Genomic DNA, 26,480 nt, shown 5'->3' on the forward strand with positions numbered 1-26,480 from the left:
CAACCTACACTTTTATACGTTTAGCCGGTACATTGCGATGCCTGTGGCGGGCTCGTCTTATCGGGCCGGTTTTAATCAATATTCGGTTTAGAGGTCTGACGTCAGATGGACATGGAAACACTGGTCAGTTGGGTGACCAGCGCGTTGAATATCGGTAAAGAGCATACCTGGATCATTCAGGTATTTGTGATTGTGTTACTGACCACACTGGTCAGTTATGCTACCAAGAAGGTGTTCGACAAGCTGGAAAAATCGGCAAAGAGGACAAACACCTTTTGGGATGATCTGCTGATTGGCGCGGCGCGCAAGCCGGTTAGGCTTTTCATCTGGTTGAATGGCCTGTTGCTGGCGACGGATGTGGTTCGTCGAGTCTCTAACGAGCCCATTTTCGATTTTGTCGACCCGGTACGGTCGGTGACTTTTGTGCTGGTGTTTGCCTGGTTTATGGTCAGTTTCATCCGCAAGGGCGAAGAAATGGTTCAGGACCCGAACCACGCTTCAAAGCCCATGGATGCCACGACGGCCTCTGCACTTGGCAAACTGATGCGGCTTTCTGTGCTGATCACCTCAGCACTGGTAGTACTGCAGAGTCTCGGGTTCAGCGTATCCGGTGTGCTGGCGTTTGGCGGTATTGGCGGTATCGCTGTGGGTTTTGCCGCCAAGGATTTACTGGCCAACTTCTTTGGTGGCCTGATGATCTACCTGGATCAGCCTTTTCGGGTAGGCGACTGGGTCCGGTCGCCGGACCAGGAGATTGAGGGGACCGTTGAGAATATCGGCTGGCGTCTGACTCGCATCAGAACCTTCGACAAGCGACCCATTTATGTGCCCAATGCCACCTTTGCCAACATCACGGTTGAGAACCCGTCGCGGATGTTCAATCGCCGGATCAACGAGAACATTGGGGTACGTTATTGCGACGCTGGAAAAGTGGCTGCCATTGTTGCCGACGTGGAAGCCATGTTGAAAGAGCACGAAGCGATTGATCAGGATCAGTTGCTGATGGTGCACCTGAATAAGTTTGCCGCTTCATCGATTGAGTTCTTCATCTACACCTTTACCAAGACGGTGGTGTGGAAAGAATTTCATGAAATCAAACAGGATATCCTGCTGAAAATCATCGATATTGTTGAAGGCCATGGGGCCGAATTTGCCTTTCCGACTCACACCATTCACATGGCCGAAGCCGAGCCGGAAGCAAGCCCGGAACCTCAGCAAAGTAATTGATGGCCGTTGCAGCGAGCCCGCATCCGTGCGGGCTGCTGATTCTCAATCCTGCGCCTGCACATAAAATTGCAACATACTGGCGAAGGTGTCCGGATGGGATTTCTCAAACGCCTCCCAGTCGTTCAGGTTGGTCAGGGCAGGGCGCTGGTTGTTCACGCTGGCCAGGAACGTCCGTCGGGCCTCGGGCGACAACACAAACCCCAGAAATTTGAGCGCATTCTGATCGAGCAGGCTTTTGATACGGGCGGGCGAGTAGCAATGCTCTTGAACGTGAAACAGCAGATCCCGGCAGCCGCTGGTGGAGTAAAAATCGCGGCTTTTTAGCAGGGCGCTGTAGTCTCCCTCCAACCGTTTTTGCAGCAGGTGCTCGCGAAAGCGTCGGATGTCTGCCTGACGGGCGGTATACCCCAGACGCGCTATCTGCCCCTGAGCCTGGCTGACGATTCTTCGGGCGCGTTCACTGTAGAGTCCGATTTTCAACAGGCCATTGGCTTCCAGCCGGCGTTGCAGTGCTTTTAGCCCTTGTTCCGGCTCGCTCATGTGGTGCAGTACGCCAGAACATTCAATCACATGAAAGCGCTCGTCTAGCTGGTCCAGTTCAAGAATGTCGGCTTGCAGAAAGCGAACATTGTGGATGCCATAGCGCTCGGCCATACGCTTTGAGTAGGCCAGGCTGCGCGCGCTGAGATCAACGGCGGTTACTTCTACGTTGCGAAAATAGCGGGCTACATGCAGGGCATGCCGGCCCGTTCCTGAGCCGGCCACCAGGATTTTTATCGTCCCCATGTTGAAGAACTGCGGCGCCCTGAAGCCTTCCAGTTCAGCTTCAAGCGCTCGACCGTAATTGGTTGGGGTGTTGTAGCCTAAATGCAGCCAGCGCGGGTAGGGGTTTTCTTCATATTGCTGACGCACTTCGCGAGAAATGCTATCTCGGATCGGCGTCAACTGTTCAATGTCTTTGGCCAGTGTCAGTTCATCTTGCAGTTCAATAACGCAGCGGCGAATGATTGGCCGGACATAACTTGGCCAGCGGTTCAAGGCTATGCGAGCGAGCTGTTCACTGTGTGCTACCTGGTGCAGTGGCTCGTACATGCCATACATCAGCAAGGCGCTGGTCAGGTCGGCTGGTTGTGGCTCGGGGGTAGACAGTGCGGTATCCAGTAACTCCCGCAAGGCGTTAAGCAGAGATTGCTCCTCGTCATCCTGCGCCCAAACGTGTTCATTGTGGATGCCCTGCACCACAAACGCCGCAGCCAGGCGCAACAGCGCCGGGTCAGAGAATTGCTGGGCAAGGCAATTGAGCAATACCTGCTTGCGTACCTGAATCAGAAAGTCCTCCAGCTCTGCCTGGCTGAAGTACAGCGTATTCAGTGCGAGACCGAGCATATCGTCCCGGGCAAGATCCTGCAGGTCTACGACGGCATTGGGGTCGTCAAGCTGATACTTGTGCCGCAGCAGCGAGGCGGTGAGCGGTGCCAGGCCATCGTGATCGACTTTGTCGAGTTTCAGCCAGCGAACGACGTCGTCTGCCAACGCAGGCTGGTAGCTGTCGGCCTGAATATGTCGGGACACTTCAAACAGCTTGGCGCGGATGTGCGCGTCGTTGGGGTGTAGCTGAAACAGTTGGCGGTAGCCGTTAAACGCCTGCACCACGTTGCCCTGACGCGCAAAGGTGTATACCAGTGAGGTGGCTGCCCGGGTTTCTCCGGGCGCCAGCTCCAGACTGCGGCTAAAATGGGCGAGAGCGTCGTCGTAGTGACCCGTAGCCAGCTTTACGTGACCCAGAGAATACCAGCAGCCGGCATCGTTCGGCGTTTGGTTCAGGGCAAATTGCAGGTAGTGCTCGGCCCGTTCGTAAAAGCCCTCGTCCAGGGCAATACGTCCCAGCAGGTTGAGTGCCGGCGAATAATTGGACTGACGGTCAAGCAACTGTTGGGCGATCGCCCGAGCCTGACCTCGGTACTGGGCCGTGTGCTCATTGCTCACCCGGTCGCTTAGGCTCAGCTCGTAATAGTGCCGCGCCTGTTGATCCAGTTCAGCCAGGGTGTCGGTTGGTGTCGCCGTCGACAGAGCCGATGTCTGCCCCGGTGTCGCCAGCGCCTGCGATGAGTGTCTCATAACGCACCTTTATGGGTGAGCGGCCAGGCCGCTGCCAGTGTCTGGCGGTCAAAATGTGGCCGCCGGTCGTGAAAAAGCGGCAATGACTCTCCGGTTTGGCGAGAGACTGGCCGTTTTTTCGTTCATTGACAGAGGTATTGCCAAGGCTGTGCCAGTTTTACACTGACCGTAATCCGCCGCTGCTCGATAGCCGGTGTCGCGTCTCAAAAAAACACTCAACAATTCCAGCACAGTGCCGCTACATGGATTAAGCTTGTTCGGCGATCAGTGATGCGCGCGGAGCCACGTGGGGAGTATCCAGATGCTCTCCCGGGGCAAGGCAGATCAATGTTTACCGGGGAGGCTGTGGTGAAAAAAACATCCAGTGGTCTGAGAGGAAACGCTATGTACGCACAGGGGATTAAGCAGTATCAGTCGGTCAGTACTGAAACCTCCATCATGGACGCCGACCCCCATAAGCTGATTCAACTGCTTTTCGAAGGTGCGCTTGCCCGGATATCCACCGCCAAGGGGCATATGGCTCGTAAGGAGTACGACAAGAAATCCAGAATGATTAACTCTGCGATCGACATTGTTGGTGGACTGCAGGACAGCCTGAACACCGATACCGGCGAGTTGGCGCTGAACCTTGAGCGGTTGTACGACTACATGTTGCGTCGCCTGTTTGAAGCCAATGCGCGCAATGATGAGGCGATTCTGGACGAAGTAGCCGGATTACTGTCGCAGATCAAATCGTCATGGGATGCCATACGCGATGAAACCCTGGCTCAGAACCGGCCAGGTGAATAACATGGCGATGGTGCAAACCACATCCAATCGGCCCTTCAGGGTGTCGGAAGATACCCTGCTGGCTCAGACCAATGATCTGATTGTTCAGGGCTTTGAGCTGCAGGACATGCAATCGCTGGATGAACTGGAGCGCTGGGACGATGCCGTCAACGATATCCTGACGATTATCAATGATCAGGTACTGAACGCCGGCCTGGCAAGTTCTGCTCTGAAGCGTCGCATCGAATGTCTGCTCGAACTCTATGTGTCTGTGCTGGCAAGCCTGTCGGAGCTGCAGCAAAGCCGTACCGCTCAGGCGACAGAATTGCGGCAACAACGCCGGATAATTGCCGGCCCTGCCTCCGGCTAGGGTTGCCATGGCCCTGTCGGGTTAATACTGAAATTACCAAAGGTCATCGGTCCCGGCTGCGGGGCGTTGGCCACTCTTGAGCGCTTATAGACGCGTGTTCCTGTCGGTTTCCATCCTGAATTCGGTAATCCTCTGTTACATTCTGTGTGCTGCTGCATGGAACTCAGTGTTTTTCTATGGTAAGCCACTGAAAATAAAGGCATTATCGGGTTTTTGGCGCGTTTTCTCCGGAACCGCCGTGAGTTTGACAGGGCGTGAGTCTCGGTCTTTACTGTTTCAATACAGTCAAATTCCTGACGTGGAATGTCGGGCCTGGTGCCATCTCAGCTGTTTTGATGTGAGGAAATGTTCCCAATGTGGCGTGAAATTAAGCTCCTGGTAGTAGACGATGATGATCAACGTCGTCGGGACATTAAGGTTATTCTGGATTTTTTGGGTGAGGTTAACGTTACCCTGGGCAGCGACAACTGGCAGGAGCAGGCTGTTGCTGAATTGGGTGGAACCGATGAACTGGTGGCAGTCGTGGTGGGTTCAACCCAGCTGTCGCTGGCTCGAATGGTTCAGGCTGTTGCGGATTGGGATGAAGGCTTGCCCGTCATTCTGATGTCTGAACACCCAGAGTTTGAATTGCTCGACGACAGCTTGCGTCACCGGGTTATTGCCCGGCTGTCGATGCCTCCGACTTACAACAAATTGCTCGATACCCTGCACCGCGCCCAGATGTACCGCGAGCAGTTTGATCTGACGCGTGGCCGGGGCCAGCGTCGGGAAGTGAATTTGTTCCGCTCGCTGGTCGGCACGAGCCGAGGCGTGCAGCAAGTTCGCGAAATGATGACTCAGGTGGCTGACAAAGAAGTTACGGTCATGATTCAGGGGGAAAGCGGCACCGGTAAAGAAGTGGTTGCGCGTAACCTGCATTACAACTCCCACCGTCGTCACAAGCCTTTCGTACCGGTCAACTGCGGGGCCATTCCGGCTGAGTTGATTGAAAGCGAACTGTTTGGTCACGAAAAGGGCGCTTTTACCGGGGCCATTACTTCCCGGGCCGGCCGCTTTGAAATGGCCGAGGGCGGCACTCTGTTTCTCGATGAAATTGGGGACTTGCCGTTGAACATGCAGGTGAAGCTGCTGCGGGTGTTGCAGGAGCGAACCTTTGAACGGGTCGGTGGCAACAAGACGTTTAACTGCGATATTCGGGTCATAGCGGCGACGCACCGTAACCTTGAGCAGATGATTGAGGAGAATACCTTTCGGGAAGACCTCTATTACCGGCTGAATGTTTTCCCGATCGAAATGCCACCACTGCGCGAACGTTCCGAAGATGTTCCTGTCTTGCTCAACGAGTTGATTGCCCGGCTGGAGAACGAGAAACGAGGCTCGATTCGCTTTAACTCCGCGGCGGTGATGTCGCTGGTACGACATGACTGGCCCGGCAACGTTCGTGAGATGGCAAATCTGGTTGAACGGCTCGCAATCATGCACCCCTACGGTGTGGTGGGGGTTCAGGAGCTCCCCCTGAAATACCGGCATGTTGACGATGATGACGAGTCGGTTCTGCCATTGCCGGCTTTGCCAGAGTCGGAATCGTTCAGTATCTCCCATTCCGAGCAGGCTGCATTGCTGCCGGTAAATGGGCTGGACCTGAAAGAGTACCTGACTGAGCTTGAGCGCAACCTGATCCAGCAGGCACTCGATGACGCTCAGGGCGTGGTGGCGCGCGCGGCTGAAAAGCTCCACATTCGCCGAACCACCCTGGTCGAAAAGATGCGCAAATACAAAATCAACAAGCGTGAATCAGTTTAGAGTTTTTGAGCTTCGAGTTAACAGCTAACAGCTAACAGCTAACAGCTCGTAGCTCGCAGCTCAAATTGGCACCCCTCTTGCTAAACCCCTATAAAGCGCCAATAAATGGTCACTGGGAGACGGCATGGGTGTGCCACAATTTGACAATCTGAATCAGCAGCAAGGCTCGGCCGACATGTCCGAGCAATCGCTTGCTGATCTAAAGCAGGCGTTTGCAACCTTTAACCAGGTTTCCGAGCAACTGACCGAAAGCTACCAGATGCTGGAAAGCCGTGTTGTCGAGCTCAGTGGTGAGCTGGCGACCGTCAGTGAACAACGCATGCAGGAGCTGTCGGAAAAAGAGCGCCTGGCCGATCAGTTGGAAAGTTTGCTGAATCTGCTGCCGGCCGGGGTAATTGTTATCGACAATACCGGTCGTATTGGCCGGATCAACCCGGCTGCCGAGGCGTTGTTGCGCAACGAAGCCAACCCCCGATTGATCGGCGAGCCCTGGGTTCGCATCATCCGTAACGCCTTCAAACCCCGCCAGGACGACGGCCATGAGATTTCACTGGTCGACGGACGCCTGGTCAGCATTGAAACCTGTGCGCTCGATAACGCCGGCCAACTGATACTGCTCACCGACCAGACGGAAACCCGTGCCCTGCAGGCGCAGCTGTCGCGCCACGAACGACTGTCGGCGATGGGGCGCATGGTCGCCTCACTCGCGCATCAGATTCGCACTCCGCTGTCAGCCGCCATGTTATATGCCTCGAACCTCAAGAATCCCCGGGTGAGTCAGCCGGTGCGCGAGCAGTTTGTCGATAAATTGCTAGGCCGGTTACACCACCTCGAACAGCAGGTGCAGGATATGCTGGTATTCGTGAAGGGCGAGTGCAAGCTGATTCATAAAGTCACCGTAGCCGACTTGTATTTGGCCATGCAGGACAACCTCTCGGTGCTGATTCGGCAGCACCCGGACGCCCTGGAGTGGCGAGACCTGAGCCATGGTGCCGAGCTGCAATGCCAGAAAGATGCGCTGGTCAGTGCCTTGAGTAACCTGGTCACCAACGCCTTCGAAGCGATACGGTCCAACCCTGCTATTTCCATCACTGCCCGCGAGGAAGCTGGCCGACTGTTACTGACCATTTCGGACAACGGTCCGGGCATGGATGAGGCGACCCTTAACCAGGTCACCGAACCGTTTTTCACAACGAAAAGCCATGGTACTGGCCTGGGTTTGCCGGTGGTCATGGCCGTCACCCGGGCACACCAGGGTGAGTTCCACATCAACAGTCGGCCGGGAGAGGGCACACAGGTTGCCCTGACTTTTCCGGTTAAAGGCTAATCGCCAGCGTGACCTGGCGCGCGGCAAATCGCCGTCAGATATGAGGAGAAATGCATGCGAGTACTCATTGTTGAAGACGATGCCAGTTTGAGAGAGGCGGTCAGCGATACACTGAAGTTGTCTGATTACGAGGTCATTGAGGCCGACTGTGGTGAAGCGGCCATCGTACGGCTCAACGAAAACCAGGTCGACTTCATTGTCAGCGACGTAAACATGCCGGGCATGGATGGCCATGAATTGCTGGCCTACGTGCGCCAACACCAGCCCCAGATTCCGTTTCTGCTGGTGACCGCCTACGCCACGGTCGAAAAAGCGGTGTCTGCCTTGCATGCGGGGGCCGTTGATTACTTGGTCAAACCTTTTCAGCCCGAGCAATTGATTGAACTGCTGGAGCGCCATGGCAGCCAGCCCAATACCGCCATCGATGAGCCCATCGCCAATGAAACCTCAAGCCAGCAGGTGCTGATGCTCGCGCGTAAAGTGGCGGTAACGGACAGCACCACCCTGATAAGCGGCGAAAGCGGGACGGGCAAGGAGGTGCTGGCCCGGTACATTCACCAGCACTCGCCCCGGGCGCTGCAACCGTTTGTTGCCATCAACTGCGCCGCCATTCCGGAAAACATGCTGGAAGCGACATTGTTTGGGCATGAAAAAGGCGCTTTTACCGGGGCCATTGCCAGCCAGCCCGGCAAGTTTGAACAAGCTAACGGTGGCACGCTGTTGCTGGACGAAATTTCCGAAATGGACATGGGCTTGCAGGCGAAACTGTTGCGCGTATTGCAGGAGCGCGAAGTCGAACGCATCGGTGGTCGCAAAGTGGTTGAGCTCGATGTTCGGGTACTGGCGACCACCAACCGCGACCTGATGCGCGAAGTGCAGGCCGGTCGATTCCGCGAAGACCTCTACTACCGGTTAAACGTCTTCCCGCTGCAGTGGCAGCCATTGCGCGCACGGCGGGGCGATCTGATACCGCTGGCCAACCACCTGCTCACCAAGCACGCCAAAAAAATGCACAAACCACGTGTCATGCTCGACGATTCTGCCCGAGCCCGCATACTGGCTTACGACTGGCCCGGCAATATTCGTGAGCTCGATAACGCCTTGCAGCGAGCGTTGATTTTGCAGTCCGGCCAATGGGTGACCGCTCAGGACCTCGGATTGGAAGGCGAACACCTGATCGATTTTGAACCGGCCCGGCAGCAGGCCATGGCGCATCAATCAGAGGCAATGTCGACTAGCATCGCCGAGCACGCCGGTGAGTCTGATGAACCGGAAGCGGCTGTGCATGAATCCATGCAGGTTGACCTGAAGCATCGTGAGTTCGAGATTATTCTGGACGCGTTGCGGGTCACGCAGGGGCGTAAAAACCGGGCGGCGGACAAGTTGGGCATTTCAGCCAGGACCTTGCGTTACAAGCTGGCCAGGATGCGGGAAATTGGCATGGATGTGGATGGGGCTATTGCGGGTATTCGCTAGCTAGTCTTTTGATGCAACCACGAGTTTTCCAAGGAATGCCTGGTGCATCTACTGAGGGCCGTTTGACCGCATGGATGTGGTCTCCGAGCCCCCGGGGAAGAGATCACGGCGTGCCTTCAGTAAATGTGCCAGGCAGTCCGGTTCGCCTCTGTAGTAAAGGAGGCCGCATAAAGTAAGCCTCCGGGAATGCTCACTGCCAACTATGCCAAAGAACTCTTCTTAGACAACCAATGTTCATACTCTTCCTGATTCAACGCCCGGGCTTCGTCTTCCAGCATGACAGGAATGCCGTCGCGAATGGGGTAGGCGAGTTTGGCGGCGGTTGAAATCAGCTCTTCCTTTTCCCGGTCTATTTGCAGCGGCGCCTTGGTGACCGGGCAGACCAGAATATTCAGCATTTGTTTATCGATCATCATTGCGGTGGCCCTCGTGGCTGCAGTCCGTTTTCTGTTTGGTATCTTGCGGACGGGTATCATCCGCTGGCGGCTCATCATAGTCTGGTAATGGCACGCCCGGTACCGGGTCGATGCCGCCTTCACACCCCGGGTGGCAGCGGGCAATGCGTTTTACGGCCAGCCAACTGCCTTTCAACGCGCCGTGGTGCTGCAAAGCGATCAGGGCGTATTCGGAGCAGGTCGGGTAATACCGGCAACGTGGCCCGAGGAGGGGACTGATGGCCAGTCGGTAGAATTTCACCAGAGCGATCAGCGGCCATTTCAGCACGATGCAGGCTCCGCCGGGCTCAGGCCTCGCGAGACCATTGTGTGCCTTCACGGGTGTCCTGAATGAGAATGCCCGCCTGCTTCAATTCCTCTCTGATGGCATCGGCCCGGGCGAAGTCTTTGGCCTTTTTGGCGTCCTGCCGTTGCTGAATCAAAGCTTCAATCGCCTCGGGTTGCAGGCCGTCTTGCTGCTGGCCATGAAACCAGGTCATGGGGTCTTGCTGGGCAATACCCAGAATGCCGGTAATGGCGATTAACTCGCCTTTCAGCCGGGCGCGCTCGGCGTTGTCGGTCGTCTTGAAGAACTGACCGGTCAATTCATAAAGCGCAGCAATGGCCCTGGGCGTGTTCAGGTCATCCAGCAGCGCCTGAACCGCTTCCAGTGAGGACAGGTCGGCAGGCTCAACTGCCGCGATATCCTGACTGTCGCGCAACACCGTGTAGAGCCGATCCAGCGTTTGGCGGCTCTGGCTCAGTAATTGTTCCGACCAATTCAGGTTCGAACGATAATGTGCCGACAACAGTGTCAGTCGAACCACTTCACCGGGGTGCTCGTTCAGTACGTCTCGCAACACCGTGAAATTGCCCAGCGATTTGGACATCTTCTCGCCTTCGACGTCGAGCATCGCATTGTGCACCCAATAACGGGCATAGCCCTGGCTGTCCGGCACGCAGCACAGACCCTGGGCCATTTCATTCTCGTGGTGCGGGAAAATCAGATCGCTGCCACCGCCGTGTATATCGATGGTATCGCCCAGATGCGCCATGATCATGGCCGTGCATTCAATGTGCCAGCCGGGGCGACCCCGACCCCAGGGGCTGTCCCAACCCGGCAGGTCGTCACTGGAGGGCTTCCACAGCACGAAATCCATTGGGTGGCGCTTGTAGGTGGCGACGTCGACCCGGGCGCCAGCCAGCATGTCGTCGATGTTGCGACGCGACAGCTGTCCGTAGTCTTTCATGGAGTCGACGGCGAACAAAACATGGCCTTCGGCCGCGTAGGCATGATCGCGGTCGATCAGTCGCTCAATGATGTCGATGATCTGCGGGATGTGTTCAGTCGCGCGCGGTTGCAGCGTGGGGTCGAGATTGCCCAGTGCTGCCATGTCTTCCTGATAGGCCGTGGCGTACGTGTCAGCAAAGGCCTTGATATCGACGCCTTCGGCTTTGGCGCTGGCGTTGATCTTGTCGTCAATGTCCGTCAGGTTACGGGCGAAAATGACGTTCGAAAACTGGGTTTTCAGTAGCCGGTACAGCAAGTCGAACACGACGGCCGAACGGCCATTGCCAACGTGAATGTAGTTGTAGACGGTAGGGCCGCAGGCGTAAAACGTCACTCTGTTCGGGTCGAGCGGTACAAAGGGTTCTTTCTTGCCGGACAGGGTGTTGTAAACAGTCAGCGTCATCTGCGGTTCCGAAGCTCTCTTGAGTGAATCATTGAATGGATAGCCGTGGCGCCAGTGTAACACCGCGGCGTCATGGGGTCATGAGCCGGATTCGGCGATAGCGCCCTTCATCACGCCTTCAAAGGCGCGCACGCGCCACCGGTCGCGCGGGTATTCCGCCGCCAGGCTGTTAGCCAGGTGCGCGGCGATCAGCTCAACCGTGGTGTCGGTTTTGAGGATTTCGGTGCTTGCCTCTGGTAACCAGACATCAAATCGGCCCTGCTCGGCGTCGTAACCGATATGGACCAGGTCCGACTCAACGGGCTGGCTGTGCACGATATCTTCTTCGGTGATCAGATAGATATCCTGAAAGCGTTCCGCCCAGTCTCGCTCGACTTCGGTATCACGCTGACCATTGCGAAAAATTTCGATGCGCGACCGGTGCCCGTGGCAGATACGCTGACAGTCACCCTGGTGTTTTTTCAGGCCGTGCGAATAGTGATAAAAGGGGCCGTCGATCAGTTCGCTGCGCAGGCGCAACACGACCTGAGAGACATTATCGGGCACCAGGGTATTGAGGTGCGCTTCCAGCGTCGGCCGCACGGAGTCGATGCTGATGTCGTCGGTTTCGACCAGATAAACCGCTTCGCGCGGCGATTCATAGTGAAACCGGCATGCGCCCCGGGCGTTACGAAATTCGGCCTGAATGCGTTCGCCGTTTTGGGTTTCCTGCAGCGTCAACCCGGGCAGTTTTGCTGGCAGCACCAGGGTGTGGTCCATGCCCGAATCAAGCGCGGCCTTGAGCAGTTTTTTGACGTGGCCAAAATCGAATACCATGCCCTCGTCGTTGAGATCGCCCACCAGCTCGACGTCAACAATCCAGCTTTCGCCCACCACACCCCGGGTTGGGTGAAAATAGCTGAAATCGAGTACGGTGAGGTTGTCTACAAAAAGGCGGCTCATTATGGGTCCGGTCGCGAAAAGGGTCGCGTATTTTAGCAGCTTGCCACGCTAGAGGGGAGGGCGGTCTGAATGTATAGCGTCCCAGGTGGAAGGCGGTCTCTGTAAAACTTCGCAACCGTGGCTATTGTTGGCTAAACTTTCCTCAAACATTCTGGGAAACCTGACGTGAAAAAAGTCGACCCCTGGCTTGAAGCTGGGCTGAAAGCGCGGGAAATGCGCAAAAGCCTGGGTTATTCCTACCTGGCCGCTGATGAGATTATCCGCAGCATGCGTGCCTTGCGCGAAGCCCTGCCACTGCCCGACAGCAGCAAGGCGCTGCCTAAGCCTCCCCTTGAGGAGGAGCCAGATAGCTGACGTGCGTCACCCAGTATTCGGTCTCACCGGCTGGTGTTTGCACCCGAATTTCATCGTCAATGGTTTTTTTCAGCAGGGCCCGTGCCATCGGTGAGTCGATGCTGATGTAGCGTGGGTCAAGATCGAACTCATCCGGGCCAACCAAGCGCATTACCCTGGGGACCTCATCGTCATCGACCACCCGTACCCAGGCACCAAAGTAGATACGGCTCTGGTCATCGGGCAGCGTGGCCACCACCTGCAACGATTCCAGCCGCTTGGTTAAAAAGCGCACCCGGCTGTCGATCTGTCGCAATCGCTTTTTGCCGTAAATGTATTCGGCGTTTTCAGATCGATCCCCTTGTTTGGCCGCGTCTGACACCTCCTGTGTTACCAGCGGGCGCTCCACATGCCACAGTTCATGAAGCTCGGCGCGCATTCTGGCTTCACCTTCGGGCGTTGTGTAAGGGCTGCTGCGCGGACGCGGCGGTCGGTAGCGGCTCATCGTTGTCCTCGTATCAGTCGGCGAATGATAAAGCGGTTCGGGTTTAGGTGATTGGCCACGCTCTGGGCGACAGGCAGGGGCTCGCCGTTGATCCAGGCAGCCAGAGCGCGCGACGCCAGTGGTATCGAGCACAGGCCTTTGGAACCATGGGCAAGGTTGGCCCACAAGCCCTGGTAGTATGGCGGCTCCGGCAAACGGTGGGTCAGCCGTTTGGTCAGGCCGGTTTGGTAGGCCAGGGTAAAGCCTTCGGCATCGACCAGGGGGCCTACTTGCGGAAAGTAGTCGGGTGAGGCGCAGCGTTGGCCGGCGCGGGCATCACGAATCGCTTCTCGGCCACTGATCAGACCCGGCAATCGTTGGTGGGCGTTGTTCAGATTGTCGATATCGTCCTGCTGACTCAGGGCTGGCCCGGTTTGACCGACGTGGAAGCTGGCGCCCAGACTGTGGGCTCCATCATAGGCTGGTACCAGATAGCGGTCTGAGCAGATCACCGCTTTCAGTCCCGCAAGGGCCGGGGTCGATTCAATGCGAGTCACCTGGCCGCCAATGGGTTTCAGTGGCAAATACTGGCTCTGTGCCAGTGACTGCGCGTGAAAGGCGTTGCACAGAATGACCTGGGAGGCGACCAGGGTTTGCTCGCCGCCGACGGTCTCGCAATGAACCTGCCAGTGGCCGTCTTCACCCTGGTGCAACGCGGTGACTCGATGATGGGTACGTACCTGAATAAGCGGGTGATCCAACCGGTGTTGCACCAGCGCTGGCGGCTGAACCCAGCCACCACCCGGAAAATACAGCGCCTCGCAGGGCAGGGCTGCGCCCGCCAGTTCACTGGCTAAAGGCTGGCTGACACACTCCGCCAACTCCCCGGCAAAGGGGTTTCGCTGGTGCAGGTGATTGAAGCGCCGGGCCTCCTTGCTGCCCTGGTTCAATTGCAGCAGGCCGCATGGCTGGTGCGGCACGCTCGCTGGCAAGGCCGCCAGGCGTCGCTGCGCCAGATGCAGGGCCGTGGTATAAAAACGGTTCACCGGCGTGTCGTCGTGAGACAGCCGGGCATAAATAGCGCCCTGCTGGTTGCCCGATGCACCCGAAGCTACCTCACCCGCCTGTTCCAGTACCGTCACCTGCCAACCACGACAGGCCAGCTCCCGGGCGGTATGGGCACCGGCCAGCCCGGCGCCGACTACAATGGCCGTGCGATTGCTGGCGTATGCCGGGGCAGCGGGCCAATGCCATTCGTTTTGCGGCCACAGGCCCGGCTTAGGCGGCCCCACAATACCGGCAAAACGACCCTGCAGCATTTCACGCTTCTTGCCGAACCCTGGCCGCCGGGAAACGGTGAAACCGGCACCCCTAAGACCGTTGCGGACCTGGCTGGCCGAGGTGAACGTCGCAAAGGACGTGTCGGTATGGCTTAACCGGGCCATTGATTGAAAGAGGGGCGGTTGCCACATGTCCGGGTTGCGGCTGGGTGTGAAGCCATCGAGAAACCAGGCGTCTACCCGGGCATTCAGATCGTTCAGGGTGTCCTGGGCGTCGCCAAATAGCAGCAATAAACCGACCCGATCGCTCAACTCCACGGCATGAAAACCCGGCAAGCGGGGCGGGTATTCAGCAACCAGGCGCTCGACCCTTGCCGACAGCGTAGGCCAGGCCTGCAAGGCCTGCTGAATCTGGTGTTTCGACAAGGGGTAGCGTTCGGTACTGATAAAGGTTAATCGGGCACTGGCAGGAGCGGCTTGTTCAAACAAATCCCAGGTAGCCAGAGCACTCAGTCCGGTGCCGAAGCCCGTTTCAGCGACGGTAAAGTGACTGTGCTCAGCCAGTTGGGCAAAACGCTGTGCCAGGTTGTTGCCTTGCAGAAAGACGTAATCGGTCTCGGCGTAACCGTTGTCGGTCGAGAAATAGAAGTCGTCGAAGTAAGTTGAGCGCGGAGAACCAGCGTCTGTGAACACCAGGTCAGGGCGTTGCATGGCGGCTTGCTCTGTGTCGTCTGCGCCAGCGTCCGGGTCAGCGCTGAGGTTATTCATTTCGGTTGTCCCCGGTGGTCAGTGCGATACTGGCAAATCCAGCAGTTGGTTCAGCCAGTTCTCGAAATACTGCTTGGGCAGTACCACGTCGTCCATCGAAAAGCGTTGCAGATCTTCCAGCGTATACTGGGTTGCCAGATGCAGCTCCCACTGAACCACAACATCGTCGGCGATATCCAGCGCAAGCTCCGGGGTGGCTGGTATCTGATCGTCAGTCTGGTGATCGAAATCGTCACCAAAGCGCGAGCACCACTCTACAATCTGGAAATGACTGAAGCGGGACATAGACCCGAGCAACCCCTGGCTCAGCAAATCGGCCAGGTTGGACAGGGTATGGGGTTTGGTAATAGGGGTGCTGGACCAGGCCATGGGACCACTCGTTCGAATTTGTTTCAGTGTATCAGTCCGCCCGAATTTACATAAGGTGACAGCGTTTGGGGTAGATCAGATCTCTGGCTTAAGGCTCATCATTTTTAGAGTAAACAAAAGCGACTAGCATCGGTGGCCGGGTGTGCCTCTGCGGTCTAGGCCCGAGTCGTCGGACCGCCAGGATGGATCTACGCCGACCCCACAGAGGCACACCCGGTTGCCGATCCGGGCCAGTGCCACTCAGTTGACTTTATCTCAAGCCCAGCTATCGCGGCGCTTGCTGCGAACTTTCGGTAGCAGTACGCCCATGATCAGGCCAATGACGATCAGGCTGCCGCCGGCGATCAGCATGCGGCTTTCCCGGGTTTCGCGGGTGTTAGCCAGGTTTTGCCGGGCGACATCGAGTTCATTGCGCAGGCTGGCGTTTTCCTCCGAAAGCTGCTGATTACGCTGGTCGAGGTTAATGGCATCTTCGCTGATTTGGGTGATCTCGCGCAGTTCGGTCGTCAGACGCTGGTTTTCCGAGCGCAGCGTGTCCAGCTCACCGGTGACATCGCCCCGGTCGGCCAGCAGACTGGTGTAGCGCTCGTCGAGCTCTGTGACCTGTTCCTGCAAACGGTCTCGCTCTGCCACCAGAGCTTCCAGTTGAAGCTCAGCGGTCGGTTCTTCCTGCACAAAACGCTCCGGAATCCAGCCTTCAATACCTTCTTCGGTGCGCACGTTGTAATAGCCATTTTGCGGCTCGTCCTGCAGGGTTTCCATTCGGGTGCCCGATGGAATGGTCTTCAAAATTCGGAACTGATCGCCGGCTCCCGTTCGGACATTGACCCAAAGCTCATCGATAAGCCACAAGGTAGCGCTACTGGCAGTACCACTGAACATCAGCACCAGAGTCAGACCGAGGATCAGGCGGGTTTTGGAGAGCACAGTCATTAATTCAGTTCCCATGATATCGAAGTTGGTTAATAAAAATGGCTAATAAACAGATGGATATACTGTCGGAACAGTTTACACCCGGAGGGCCATTACAAAACAGGCCCCTTACGTTGCGTTAAGGTAATACTTTTTTAAACGGTTTGATGCTGACTTCGGCATAAACACCAGCGTCGACATAAGGGTCGGCTTCGGCCCAGGCACGGGCATCGGCCAGCGAATCAAACTCGGCAATGATCAGCGAGCCGGTGAAGCCAGCGTCACCCGGATCGTTCGCCTCAACGGCAGGATTGGGACCGGCAATGAGCAATCGCCCCGAGTCCTTCAGTGACTCGAGCCGCTTGAGGTGCTCGGCACGCACACTCTGGCGGCGTGCCAGGCTATCGGGAACGTCTTCACAGACGATGGAAAACCACATGGTTCATTCTCCTCAGACAGGGGGTGGCCGACAAACGTCCACAAATCAGGCATCATACGGCACCAGCCTGAATCCTGACAATTAAGGATACTATGACCAACATTGCCCACACCTGGGAAATGCACTGCCACAGCACCTTTTCGGATGGAACCCTGTCGGCTCAGGGCGTCTATGACCTTGCGCTGGAGCGCCAGTTGGAACACCTGGTGTTGACCGACCACGACACCGCCGCCGGCTACCGCTGGCTGCGCGAGCACGGCACCTTGTCTGACACGCTACGACTCTGGTCCGGGGCTGAACTGTCGACTGTCTGGATGAAGCGGTCTGTGCATATCGTTGGCATTGGTATGGATGTGATGTCACCCGCCTGGCAAACCGTTGAGGCCCGCTATGACCAGGCTCGCGAATCCCGGTTTGAACGGTTGTTGTTTGTGTTGCGGCGTGAAGGGCTGACGCTCGATGAAGCTGCCATTCGCGCCCAGGCCGATGGCGCCACCCTGGGTCGCCCGCACATAGCGCGTTATCTGGTCGATACCGGCCAGGCAAAAGACAGTGCCCAGGCCTTCAAGCGTTGGTTGGGGAACGGCAAAGTGGGCGATGTAAAGCAGTCCTGGCCGGAGCTGGAGCAGGCCGTGGCAGATATCGTTGATAACGGTGGTTGGGCGGTGCTGGCTCACCCTCACCGGTACAAGCTGACCTGGCGTAAGCTGGAGCAGTTGCTGGATGACTTTACCGCCGCCGGCGGACAGGCTGTGGAAGTCAGCTGCCCGGCGATGCCGCCGGCTATGCGCCAACGGTTGGTCGACCATTGCTGTGAACGCGATATCCTGATCGGTGGTGGTAGCGATTTTCATCAGCCCGAGGTGCCCTGGGCAAGGCTGGGTTTCTACCCGCAATGGCCGTCTTTGGGGCCAAAATTGGTGGACAGCCTGTTGAACAGCTAGGTGATGGTGTGTCTTTCCGTTTGACCCTGCAAACGGTTCCGCATCGACCCGCATTAGTGCTAAAGTGCGCCTGTTGTACAAACTTCTGACAATCCCTCTTGGCGGGAGCCAATATGAGCCAGTTTTTTGCAATACATCCGGAAAACCCCCAGCCACGGCTGATAAAGCAGGCTGCGGCCATAGTTCGTGAGGGCGGGGTGATTGCCTATCCGACCGACAGTGCCTACGCACTCGGCTGTCATATGGAAGACAAAAAGGCGCTGGATACCATTCGCCGGATACGTCGTATTGACGACTCTCACCCCATGACGCTGGTGTGTCGCGATCTTTCCGAACTCTCCACCTTTGCCAAAGTCGATAATGTCGCTTTCCGGCTGATCAAGAACAATACGCCAGGCCCGATTACCTTCTTGCTTGACGCTACCCGTGAAGTCCCGCGCAGAATGATGCACCCGAAGCGTCGTACCATTGGCCTGCGGGTGCTGGGAAACCGCATTGCCGCTGCGTTGCTGGAGGAACTGGGTGAGCCGATGATGAGTACAACGCTGATTCTGCCCGGCGAAGATGAGCCCCAGAGCGACCCCTATGAAATCCGCGATATTCTTCAGCACGAGCTGGACCTGGTGATTGACGGTGGGTTTTGCGGCTTCGAGGAATCCAGCATCATCAGCTTTCTGGAAGATACCGTCACCATCGTGCGCGAAGGGGCGGGCGATGTGGAACCCTTCCGGGTCTGACCATGACCAGACCGGTTAACCTCCGACTCAGGATGGCAAGGCGCAATGGCTAGTCCGAACGACAACGGCGAACTGAACACCGCCGGGGATGACAGCAGTATAGCTGGGCCGATTGCGCCTGGCGCACTGTTCACGCCCTCGGAAGCCCCGGTGGTCGAGGTTGGCGCAACGCCCAAAGAACGGGCATTGCAGCGCTTGCGCGAGCGCGCCCAGTCAGAACAGTCGGAAATGCCGTTTGCCATTATCGATGGCGAGGCGATGACGCAAATCCCCATGGATTTGTACATTCCGCCCGATGCGTTGGAAGTCTTTCTGGATGCCTTTGAAGGCCCGCTGGATTTGTTGCTGTACCTGATCAAAAAGCAAAACCTCGATATTCTCAACATCAACGTATTTCAGATCACCGAGCAGTACATGCAATACGTTGAGCTGATGCATAGCATGCAGCTTGAACTGGCCGCCGAGTACCTGGTGATGGCCGCCATGCTGGCCGAAATCAAAAGCCGGATGCTGCTACCGCGCTCCAGCGATGCCGATGACGAGGAGGAAGAGGACCCCCGGGCCGAGCTGATTCGCCGCTTGCAGGAATACGAACAGTTTAAAACGGCGGCGGAAAACCTAGACGAACTGCCCCGGGTCGGACGCGATATCTACACGACCGACGAACACCAGCCCGAATACCAGCGACCGCGCATTCACCCGGATGTTGATATGCGCGAGATATTGCTGGCGCTTAAGGACGTGCTGGCGCGGGCCGACATGTTCGAGGAGCATGAGATTCAGCGTGAAACGTTGTCTACCCGGCAACGCATGGCAGATGTGCTGGAAAAACTGAACGGCACTGCCTTCGTACCGTTCATCACCCTGTTTGACGCGGCCGAAGGTCGCTTGGGCGTGGTGGTGACATTTCTGGCGATTATGGAACTGACCAAGGAATCCCTGATCGACCTGGTTCAGAACGAGGCCTTTGCGCCTATCCACATCAAGGCTCGCAGTGAATGACGGACGAACATAACGATCACACCGGACCCGAGGTGTCCACCGGGGCCCATACCGATGGGGCCGACGGTTCCGCAAACACCCTGCAGGCGGCGGACGACCAGGGTACGGAACCCGCAGCGGCGTCTGATGAAACAACCAGTCAGCCGGATTCAGACCCTGCGGCGCATGATGACCAGCAACTGGATGATCCGGCACTGCCAGGGGCGGAATTCGTCGACGAAGACGAAGACGATGACACCGACCCGGAGCTGGAGTCGGGTGACCCCTACGGCGGTCATGCGCCCGAGGAAGTCAAACAGATCATCGAAGGGGCCTTGTTTGCCGCTGGCACGGCCTTGTCCATTGCGCAACTAGCCGCTCTGTTTGAACCCTATGAACGGCCGCACCGCAGCAGCCTGCGCTCCCTGATGGCGGAGTTGATGGCCGACTATCAAGGTGGTGGTGTCGAGCTGGTCGAAGTCGCCAGCGGCTTCCGGTTTCAAACGCGCCATTCGGTCGGACCCTGGGTCAGCCGCTTGTGGGAAGAGCGGCCACAGCGGTACTCGCGAGCGTTGCTGGAGACCATTGCGCTGATCGCCTATCGCCAGCCGATTACCCGCGGCGAGATCGAGGACGTGCGCGGCGTGTCAGTCAGCACGCAGATTGTAAGAACTCTGCTGGAGCGTGAATGGGTGCGCGTGGTCGGGCACCGTGATGTGCCTGGACGGCCCGCCATGTACGCCACCACCCGTCAGTTCCTTGACCATTTCGGGCTGACCAGTCTGGATCAGTTGCCTAGTCTGGGTGAGATTCGGGACCTTGATGACATTAATCCGCAATTGGGTCTGGAAGGGGATGACGACCGCTCGGTTGGTGCCGTGGACGACCAGGCAGAAATCAGTTTCAGCACCATGGTCGACAAGCTGCGTGAGGGCGAGCGCAGCGGTAAGACCGGCAATACCTTCATTGACGAACAGCTCGACGATGAGCTGTCGGAAATGGATGCCGTCAACGATGCCATTGAGCAGGCGTTCGAAGCCCAGCGTGCGGGGCACGACCATCCGGATCTGGATCTGAGCGATGCTGATGAGGCATCGCCAGAGGGGCAACCGGAGGCAGTCAGTGAAGCCGGGGCTGACGATCAGGTAAGCGACAGGCCTGAGTCTGAAGCACCGGGCCCCGACCAATCAGCTCAGGAACAAGCACCACAGACACAAGCACGACAGGACGAAGAGGCGCTGAGCGAAGCAGAGCAATGGCGCATCATTCAGGAAAAACTGGCACAACAACAAGCCTTGCTGGACGGTCGTGAGAGCGACCAGCCGGGCGGAGACGATGATCATGAGCACTGAACGCATTCAGAAAGTACTGGCCAAGGCGGGCAAGGGATCTCGCCGCGATATGGAAAAAGCCATAGAGGAAGGCCGGGTGAAAGTGAATGGTGAAGCAGTATCCCTGGGCGACCGGGTAGGACTGAACGACACCCTGGAACTGGACGGTCGGCCGGTAAAGGTCGAAGATCTCCGGGCCCGGCGAGTACTGGTCTACAACAAACCAGAGGGCGAGGTTTGTACCCGCCGCGACCCGGACGGCCGCCCTACGGTGTTCGACCGTCTGCCGGAGCTGCCCGGTGAGCGCTGGATCGTGGTCGGACGTCTCGATTTGAACACCTCCGGTCTGTTGCTGTTCACCAACGATGGTGAGCTGGCCAACCGCCTGATGCATCCCTCCAGTCAGATCGACCGTGAATATGCCGTGCGGGTGCTGGGTGAGGTAAAGCCCGAGCACGTCCAACGCATGCACGAAGGCGTTGAGCTGGAAGATGGCCCGGCGCGATTTACGGACATTCAGGAGTTTGGGGGCAGTGGCGCCAATACCTGGTTTCATGTGGTGATCATGGAAGGTCGCAATCGCGAAGTTCGCCGGCTCTGGGAAAGTCAGGACCTGAAAGTGTCGCGTTTGAAGCGGGTTCGTTACGGCTCGGTGTTTCTGGATTCCGACGTACGGGCCGGTACCTGGAAAGAGTTGCCAAAAAGTGAGATCGATAAGTTGGCCAGGTTGGTGGAGCTGGAGCCGGCCCCCTGGAAATCAATTGTCCAGGGCAAGAACGATCCTAACCGACGTAAAGTCGCCAATCAGCGGACGCGCCGCTCAGTCACAGCGCCGCGGCGCAAGAGTGGGGCCATTCGCCGTAAATAAAACGGCTTAAAAGAGGGTCTCAGACCCACTCGCCCTCATGGTTGCGCACGTAGCTGGCGACTACCCGGTTACGGCCAGCGGCCTTGGCCTGATACAGGGCCTTGTCGGCCCGGGTGACCAGCTCGGGCCAGTCGTTCTCGTTTTCATAGTGCGCCAGACCAACACTGACGGTGATTGGCTTTTTCGGATCCGGCGAGCGGCAGACGGTCTGAATCGTTTGCCGGATACGCTCGGCGACCTGACGCGCCAGCGGCAGGTTGGAATTCGACAGCAGCACCAGAAACTCTTCCCCTCCAAACCGGAAACAGGCATCGCAGGCGCGAACGCAGTCTTCCAGTGCCCGGGCGACGTTGCGTAGCACATCATCGCCAGCCAGGTGACCATAGCGGTCGTTCAGCTGTTTGAAGTGGTCGATGTCAATCATCAGCACGCTCATGTCTTGCTCCAGGCGGCGGCTGCGATCGATCTCACGGTTCAGAGTGATGGCCATGGCACCGCGATTACTGAGCCCGGTCAGCGGGTCGATCATGGCGGTGGCAATGGCCTTGCGGTGCGTTAGGCTGTTGCGCAATGGGTAGATCAGGGTGTCCATGATCGATTCAAGCAAGGCCAGGTCTTGCTCGGCCAGGCGCAGTCGGTGCGTAAAGGTGATCTCGCCGTATTGCTCGTCATTCAGGCTGAGCTGGTAGTTGCATCGGTGTCGACCCGGTGTGCCCATATGCAGGGAAAGACCGGCATCGCCGTTGAGGTAGTCGCAACCGGTCAGCGGAATCAGATGTTGAACTTCGGTGAAGAAGGTACGCAACAACTGCTCGGTATCCAGTGAGGTTTGCAGGTGCATCATCAAATGCAGCCGGAAATCCTTGAGCTGGTCCGCGGTTGGCGTATCGATCGCTGACAAACCGGCTTTTGTTGATTTGACGGTCTTGCGTTCTTGCCAGGTTGGCGTTTGGCTGAAGCTGCTGGGCATGATGTCGTTGCCGGTTACAGGAGTTAACGCTAGGTAAGCGATTAGTGTGCCAAGTTTAAAAACCTTTATAAAACAAGGGGTTGAGGTGGGTCGCGTCAGTACGTTGGCGGATCGGACAAGAGTTGCCGCTATTTGGATTAGCGGCAGCGGCGGGATTTTGTCGCGTCTGGTAGGCCCCGGCCTACCAGACGCGTTAAGCCAATTATTGAGTCAGAAAATCCCGGGCGTCCCAGGATATGCCATTGAAAGGCTGGCTGAGCGGGCTGAGCAAGTAACGGTACAGCGGCATGTGCACCTCCGGTGCCGGCACGGTTTGGGGGTCTTCGCCGGGGTAGGCCTTGGCACGCATGTCGGTGCGCGTGCCGCCTGGGTTGATGCAGTGCACTCGCACGCGGGACGTGTTCTGCAGTTCATCCGCCAGAGTTTGCATCAGCCCTTCGGTGGCGAATTTGGATACGGCGTAGGCACCCCAATAAGCTCGGCCTTCACGACCCACACTCGACGTGGTGTAGATAATGCGGCCGTTCGGACCGGCTTCGAGCAACGGTAACAGCGCCTGTGTCATATGGAAGGCGCTGTTGAGATTAACGTTCATCACCGAGTTCCAGACTTTGGGCGGGTACTGGGTGATGGACATTTTATCGCCGAGCAACGAAGCGTTGAGCAGCAGGCCATCGAGCCGGCCGTAAGTTTGTTCAATGCCGTGGGCCAATTCCTGTGCCGACTCGGTGGTCAGTTCATTCAGGTCGAGCGGCAGGATGATCGGTTCGGTCGGGGTCGTGGCTTCAATCTGATCGTACACCGCTTCGAGTTTTTCCTGGGTGCGGCCAATCAGCACCACCTGGGCGCCGGCCCGTGCAAAATCCAGGGCAGCGGCCTTGCCTATGCCGTCACCGGCCCCGGTGACAACGATCACCTGGCCGGCCAGCGCATCGCTGGTTTGGGCCTGGTGCAAGAGATCCAGAGTGAGGTCGGTGCGAGAGAGCGGTGTGCCGGGTTCCGGTTGCGTCATGTCTGTGTCAGCCATTGGGTTGCTGTGTGTTTTAGTTCAAGCGGGGTGTGCACCAGGCCGTGAGCACCCCAGCGATCTGGCTGGTCCTCCTCGTGCAGATAGCCAAAGGTGCAGGCCAGGGTGTGCATTCTGGCGGCCTGACCAGCCTGAACATCGCGCTCATGATCACCGGCATAGAGGCAGTGCTCCGGTGCCAGTCCGAGCTGGTCGCTGGCGGCCCAGAGCATGGCCGGGTCGGGCTTGATGGTCGGCAGATCGCCCTGGCACACCAGGGCAGGTGGTTCCAGTTCGAGCAGTTCCGCCAGAACCTTTTCGGTATGGGGCCGTGGTTTATTGGTCACGATGCCCCAGGGAATGCCTTCGCGGTCGAGCTCCAGCAGCCAGTCGCGGATGCCCGGGTACCAGCTGTTCAGGGTAACCGGTGTGTCCAGAAACAGGGCCAGAAAGTCAGCCCGCCGCTGATTGAACTGAGGGTGCTCGGGCGTCATCTGATGAATCTCGCGAATAGCTGCCCGGGCACCGGCCGAGGCGAAATGCTCGCGGTGTTCGGTCAGCCGTGGTAACCCGACCTGATCCGCATAGGCATCCATAGCCGCCATAAAGGCCGGTGCGGAATCGAGCAGGGTGCCGTCGAGATCAAACAGTAGGCCTTTGCGAGCCGTCATGAGGCTTCCGTTTTGCGGCAGGCCATCAGGTAATTGACGGACACATCGGTGTTCAGGCTGAAACGATTGCTAAGCGGGTTGTAGTGGATGCCGCGCAGATCGAGCGCTTTCAATTCGTGCTGTTCCGCCCAGCGCTTCAATTCCGAGGGGCGAATCAGTTTTTTATAGTCATGAGTGCCTTTGGGCAGCAGTCGCAGCACGTATTCGGCACCCACTATCGCCATTACCCAGGCTTTCGGGTTGCGGTTGATGGTTGAGAAAAACGCATAACCGCCTGGCCTGAGCAGGCGTTGAATGGCCGCCATGATCGAAGTCGGGTCGGGCACGTGTTCCAGCATTTCCATGCAGGTGATGACGTCGAACTGGCCCGGGGCTTCCTCGGCCAGGGCTTCGGCGGTTATTTGCCGGTAGTCGATACCTTCAAGGCCGCTGTCGAGTGCGTGTAAGCGCGCGACTTTCAAGGGTGCGTCGGTCATGTCGATGCCAGTAACCCGGGCGCCGCGCTGAGCCAGCGCTTCAGTCAAAATGCCGCCACCGCAGCCGATGTCCAGGACGGTTTTGTCGGCAATGTTCAGGTATTCGTCGATGTAGCCGGCGCGCACCGGGTTCATGGCGTGCAGTGGCTTGAATTCAGAGTCCGGATCCCACCAGCGACTGGCCAGGGATTCGAATTTGGCGATTTCAGACGGGTCAACGTTGTGCGTCACGGTGTTTCCTGCATCAGGTTTCTGGAGCCATCCGGCGGGGTGATCGCGAGCGTCCTTCCGTGCTGCTGAACCTGGAAAGGCGCAGCACGGAGCGAGGCCGCTGGCGTGTTTATTTGCCGGCAGCGATGCGATCACGCCATTGACGAGCGTTGGCCATGATAGCGTCCTTGTCGAGCGTCGTCAGCACGCGATCGTTGAGCAGGCGCTTGCCACTGACCCAGACATTGGTGACCTGATCGCGGCTGGAGGCATACACGATGTGTGAGACCGGGTCGTAAATGGGCTGGCTTTCCAGATCATCGAGACGAATGGCGGTGATGTCAGCTTCTTTGCCAACTTCCAGGCTGCCGATGTCCTGATCCCAGCCCATGGCTTTGGCGCCGTTCAGCGTAGCCATGGCCAGCGCCTCATAGGCGGGCAGGGCGGTAGCGCTCTGGCTGACGGCCTTGGCCAGAATGGCGGCAGTGCGCATCTCGCTCATCATGTCGAGGTCGTTGTTGCTGGCCGCGCCATCGGTGCCCAGCGCCACGTTCACGCCGCGTTTCTGCAGCGCATCGACCGGGCAGAAACCACTGGCGAGCTTCAGGTTGGATTCGGGGCAGTGAATGATGTGTGCGCCGGTCTCAGCGATGTCGGTAATGTCGTCTTCATTAAGGGCGGTCATGTGGACGGCCTGGAACTGATCGGTCAGTAGGCCGAGTTCGCGTAGACGACGTACCGGGCGGTTGCCGCGTTTTTCTATTTCGCCGTCGACTTCAGTCTGGGTTTCGTGCACGTGCATCTGAATCATTAGCTGGTGTTCTTTTGCCAGATCACGAATGCGGGTCAATGGCTCATCGGAGCAGGTGTAGGGCGCGTGCGGGCCGAACATCATTTTGACCAGTTTGCTGTCCTTATATTTGGAAACCAGCTCCATGCCCAGATCGATGTGCTCATCCGGTGTCTTGGCCCAGTTGGTCGGGAAGTCGATCACAGAGAACGAGAACTGGGCGCGCACCCCGGCTTTTTCGACGCGCTGTGCGGCCGAATCCGGAAAGAAGTAGTTGTCAGCAAAGGTGGTGGTGCCGGAGCGAATCATCTCGGCGATCGCCAGTTCGGTGCCGTCACCCACGAAGTCTTCACCCACCCAGGCGCCTTCCGCTGGCCAGATGTGGTCGTTGAGCCAGGTCATCAACTCCAGGTCGTCGCCGAGGCCTCGAAACAGCGACATGGCGGCGTGGCCGTGGGCATTGATAAAACCGGGTATCAGCGCCTGCTCACCCAAGTCCAGCGTGTCGGTTGCCTGGTACTGGGCGTTGGCGTCTGCGGTGGGGAGTATGGCGGCGATCTTGCCGTCTTTGACCGCCAGGCTGTGATCGACCAGAACGTCGCGGGCCGGGTTAACGGGAATGATCCAGCGGGCGTGGATGAGGGTGTCGACTGTTTGCATGAGGGCCTGCCTGTTTAGCGATGTTCGATGTGTTTTCGACTCGGGTGACCCGGTTGCCTGTGTGGTTGCGTGCTATCGACAACGACCGGGAC

27 protein-coding genes are annotated in these 26,480 nt (G+C 57.7%); 12 read left to right on the forward strand and 15 right to left on the reverse strand.

Annotation, left to right across the window (positions count from 1 at the left end):
• The first annotated feature begins 105 nt into the window (after nucleotides 1–105).
• The gene (locus EP166_RS02205; RefSeq protein WP_127555177.1) at nucleotides 106–1,227 is read left to right on the forward strand and encodes a mechanosensitive ion channel family protein; all 1,122 of its coding nucleotides are present in this window, start codon (nucleotides 106–108) and stop codon (nucleotides 1,225–1,227) included.
• Nucleotides 1,228–1,269: 42 nt separating this feature from the next.
• Here EP166_RS02205 and EP166_RS02210 read toward each other — a convergent pair whose 3' ends face one another.
• On the reverse strand, nucleotides 1,270–3,345 hold the full coding sequence (locus EP166_RS02210; protein WP_127555178.1) for a class I SAM-dependent methyltransferase: 2,076 nt from the start codon (nucleotides 3,343–3,345) through the stop codon (nucleotides 1,270–1,272).
• 384 nt (nucleotides 3,346–3,729) lie between these two features.
• Between EP166_RS02210 and fliS the strand changes: the two genes are divergently transcribed.
• The 5 genes from fliS to EP166_RS02235 all read left to right on the forward strand — a co-directional run bounded on the left by fliS (nucleotide 3,730) and on the right by EP166_RS02235 (nucleotide 9,089).
• The gene (fliS, locus tag EP166_RS02215; protein WP_127555179.1) at nucleotides 3,730–4,134 is read left to right on the forward strand and encodes a flagellar export chaperone FliS; all 405 of its coding nucleotides are present in this window, start codon (nucleotides 3,730–3,732) and stop codon (nucleotides 4,132–4,134) included.
• A 1-nt stretch (nucleotide 4,135) separates the two neighbouring features.
• The gene (locus EP166_RS02220) at nucleotides 4,136–4,483 is read left to right on the forward strand and encodes a hypothetical protein (protein WP_127555180.1); all 348 of its coding nucleotides are present in this window, start codon (nucleotides 4,136–4,138) and stop codon (nucleotides 4,481–4,483) included.
• 354 nt (nucleotides 4,484–4,837) lie between these two features.
• Entirely contained in the window at nucleotides 4,838–6,286 is a 1,449-nt protein-coding gene (locus EP166_RS02225) for a sigma-54 dependent transcriptional regulator (protein ID WP_127555181.1), read from the forward strand.
• Between the two features lie 124 nt (nucleotides 6,287–6,410).
• Nucleotides 6,411–7,613: a sensor histidine kinase gene (locus EP166_RS02230; RefSeq protein WP_127555182.1), complete on the forward strand. Its 1,203-nt coding sequence runs from the start codon at nucleotides 6,411–6,413 to the stop codon at nucleotides 7,611–7,613.
• Between the two features lie 54 nt (nucleotides 7,614–7,667).
• Entirely contained in the window at nucleotides 7,668–9,089 is a 1,422-nt protein-coding gene (locus EP166_RS02235; protein ID WP_127555183.1) for a sigma-54-dependent transcriptional regulator, read from the forward strand.
• Between the two features lie 200 nt (nucleotides 9,090–9,289).
• On the opposite strand, the gene EP166_RS02240 is transcribed toward EP166_RS02235, so the two are convergent.
• The 4 genes from EP166_RS02240 to EP166_RS02255 all read right to left on the reverse strand — a co-directional run bounded on the left by EP166_RS02240 (nucleotide 9,290) and on the right by EP166_RS02255 (nucleotide 12,159).
• Complete coding sequence (locus EP166_RS02240; protein ID WP_425470007.1) at nucleotides 9,290–9,502, reverse strand: Trm112 family protein; 213 nt, start codon at nucleotides 9,500–9,502, stop codon at nucleotides 9,290–9,292.
• The gene (yidD, locus tag EP166_RS02245; protein ID WP_127556220.1) at nucleotides 9,492–9,809 is read right to left on the reverse strand and encodes a membrane protein insertion efficiency factor YidD; all 318 of its coding nucleotides are present in this window, start codon (nucleotides 9,807–9,809) and stop codon (nucleotides 9,492–9,494) included. Before yidD ends, EP166_RS02240 begins: the two co-directional genes overlap by 11 nt.
• Nucleotides 9,810–9,831: 22 nt before the next feature.
• The gene (cysS, locus tag EP166_RS02250) at nucleotides 9,832–11,217 is read right to left on the reverse strand and encodes a cysteine--tRNA ligase (RefSeq protein ID WP_127555184.1); all 1,386 of its coding nucleotides are present in this window, start codon (nucleotides 11,215–11,217) and stop codon (nucleotides 9,832–9,834) included.
• 78 nt (nucleotides 11,218–11,295) lie between these two features.
• Nucleotides 11,296–12,159: a 6-carboxytetrahydropterin synthase gene (locus EP166_RS02255; protein ID WP_127555185.1), complete on the reverse strand. Its 864-nt coding sequence runs from the start codon at nucleotides 12,157–12,159 to the stop codon at nucleotides 11,296–11,298.
• Nucleotides 12,160–12,324: 165 nt separating this feature from the next.
• On the opposite strand from EP166_RS02255, the gene EP166_RS02260 reads away from it, so the two are divergent.
• The gene (locus EP166_RS02260; RefSeq protein WP_127555186.1) at nucleotides 12,325–12,513 is read left to right on the forward strand and encodes a hypothetical protein; all 189 of its coding nucleotides are present in this window, start codon (nucleotides 12,325–12,327) and stop codon (nucleotides 12,511–12,513) included.
• Here the strand turns inward: EP166_RS02260 and greB are convergent.
• From greB to EP166_RS02285, 5 genes are all read right to left on the reverse strand, one after another.
• Nucleotides 12,479–12,997 (reverse strand): transcription elongation factor GreB, encoded by a 519-nt coding sequence (gene greB, locus EP166_RS02265; protein ID WP_127555187.1) that lies wholly within the window; start codon nucleotides 12,995–12,997, stop codon nucleotides 12,479–12,481. The genes EP166_RS02260 and greB overlap by 35 nt on opposite strands.
• Nucleotides 12,994–15,024 (reverse strand): bifunctional tRNA (5-methylaminomethyl-2-thiouridine)(34)-methyltransferase MnmC2/FAD-dependent 5-carboxymethylaminomethyl-2-thiouridine(34) oxidoreductase MnmC1, encoded by a 2,031-nt coding sequence (gene mnmC / locus EP166_RS02270; RefSeq protein ID WP_127555188.1) that lies wholly within the window; start codon nucleotides 15,022–15,024, stop codon nucleotides 12,994–12,996. The genes greB and mnmC overlap by 4 nt, the downstream gene beginning before the upstream one ends.
• 18 nt (nucleotides 15,025–15,042) lie before the next feature.
• Nucleotides 15,043–15,393 (reverse strand): hypothetical protein, encoded by a 351-nt coding sequence (locus EP166_RS02275; RefSeq protein WP_127555189.1) that lies wholly within the window; start codon nucleotides 15,391–15,393, stop codon nucleotides 15,043–15,045.
• Nucleotides 15,394–15,648: 255 nt separating this feature from the next.
• Nucleotides 15,649–16,326, reverse strand: a complete 678-nt coding sequence (locus EP166_RS02280) for a TIGR04211 family SH3 domain-containing protein (protein WP_164743779.1) — start codon at nucleotides 16,324–16,326, stop codon at nucleotides 15,649–15,651.
• 118 nt (nucleotides 16,327–16,444) lie between these two features.
• Nucleotides 16,445–16,744, reverse strand: a complete 300-nt coding sequence (locus EP166_RS02285) for a YciI family protein (RefSeq protein ID WP_127555191.1) — start codon at nucleotides 16,742–16,744, stop codon at nucleotides 16,445–16,447.
• Nucleotides 16,745–16,836: 92 nt separating this feature from the next.
• Here EP166_RS02285 and EP166_RS02290 point away from each other — a divergent pair, with 92 nt between their 5' ends.
• From EP166_RS02290 to rluB, 5 genes are all read left to right on the forward strand, one after another.
• Nucleotides 16,837–17,688 (forward strand): PHP domain-containing protein, encoded by an 852-nt coding sequence (locus EP166_RS02290; protein ID WP_127555192.1) that lies wholly within the window; start codon nucleotides 16,837–16,839, stop codon nucleotides 17,686–17,688.
• Between the two features lie 113 nt (nucleotides 17,689–17,801).
• Nucleotides 17,802–18,425 (forward strand): L-threonylcarbamoyladenylate synthase, encoded by a 624-nt coding sequence (locus tag EP166_RS02295; protein ID WP_127555193.1) that lies wholly within the window; start codon nucleotides 17,802–17,804, stop codon nucleotides 18,423–18,425.
• 45 nt (nucleotides 18,426–18,470) lie between these two features.
• Complete coding sequence (locus EP166_RS02300; RefSeq protein WP_127555194.1) at nucleotides 18,471–19,427, forward strand: segregation/condensation protein A; 957 nt, start codon at nucleotides 18,471–18,473, stop codon at nucleotides 19,425–19,427.
• Complete coding sequence (gene scpB, locus EP166_RS02305; protein ID WP_127555195.1) at nucleotides 19,424–20,758, forward strand: SMC-Scp complex subunit ScpB; 1,335 nt, start codon at nucleotides 19,424–19,426, stop codon at nucleotides 20,756–20,758. Before EP166_RS02300 ends, scpB begins: the two co-directional genes overlap by 4 nt.
• Nucleotides 20,742–21,605, forward strand: coding sequence for a 23S rRNA pseudouridine(2605) synthase RluB (rluB, locus tag EP166_RS02310; protein ID WP_127555196.1), 864 nt, complete (start codon nucleotides 20,742–20,744; stop codon nucleotides 21,603–21,605). Before scpB ends, rluB begins: the two co-directional genes overlap by 17 nt.
• Nucleotides 21,606–21,624: 19 nt before the next feature.
• Here rluB and EP166_RS02315 read toward each other — a convergent pair whose 3' ends face one another.
• From EP166_RS02315 to EP166_RS02335, 5 genes are all read right to left on the reverse strand, one after another.
• Nucleotides 21,625–22,575, reverse strand: coding sequence for a GGDEF domain-containing protein (locus EP166_RS02315; protein WP_127555197.1), 951 nt, complete (start codon nucleotides 22,573–22,575; stop codon nucleotides 21,625–21,627).
• Between the two features lie 202 nt (nucleotides 22,576–22,777).
• Nucleotides 22,778–23,587 carry a YciK family oxidoreductase gene (locus EP166_RS02320; RefSeq protein WP_127555198.1) on the reverse strand — a complete coding sequence of 270 codons (810 nt, stop codon included), beginning with the start codon at nucleotides 23,585–23,587 and terminating at the stop codon, nucleotides 22,778–22,780.
• Nucleotides 23,584–24,252 (reverse strand): HAD family hydrolase, encoded by a 669-nt coding sequence (locus EP166_RS02325; protein WP_127555199.1) that lies wholly within the window; start codon nucleotides 24,250–24,252, stop codon nucleotides 23,584–23,586. Before EP166_RS02325 ends, EP166_RS02320 begins: the two co-directional genes overlap by 4 nt.
• Entirely contained in the window at nucleotides 24,249–24,959 is a 711-nt protein-coding gene (ubiG, locus tag EP166_RS02330; RefSeq protein WP_127555200.1) for a bifunctional 2-polyprenyl-6-hydroxyphenol methylase/3-demethylubiquinol 3-O-methyltransferase UbiG, read from the reverse strand. Before ubiG ends, EP166_RS02325 begins: the two co-directional genes overlap by 4 nt.
• Nucleotides 24,960–25,068: 109 nt before the next feature.
• The gene (locus EP166_RS02335; protein WP_127555201.1) at nucleotides 25,069–26,388 is read right to left on the reverse strand and encodes a TRZ/ATZ family hydrolase; all 1,320 of its coding nucleotides are present in this window, start codon (nucleotides 26,386–26,388) and stop codon (nucleotides 25,069–25,071) included.
• Nucleotides 26,389–26,480: the final 92 nt, after the last annotated feature.

Source organism: Saccharospirillum alexandrii, assembly GCF_004000275.1.
Classification (GTDB): Bacteria; Pseudomonadota; Gammaproteobacteria; order Pseudomonadales; family Natronospirillaceae; genus Saccharospirillum; species Saccharospirillum alexandrii.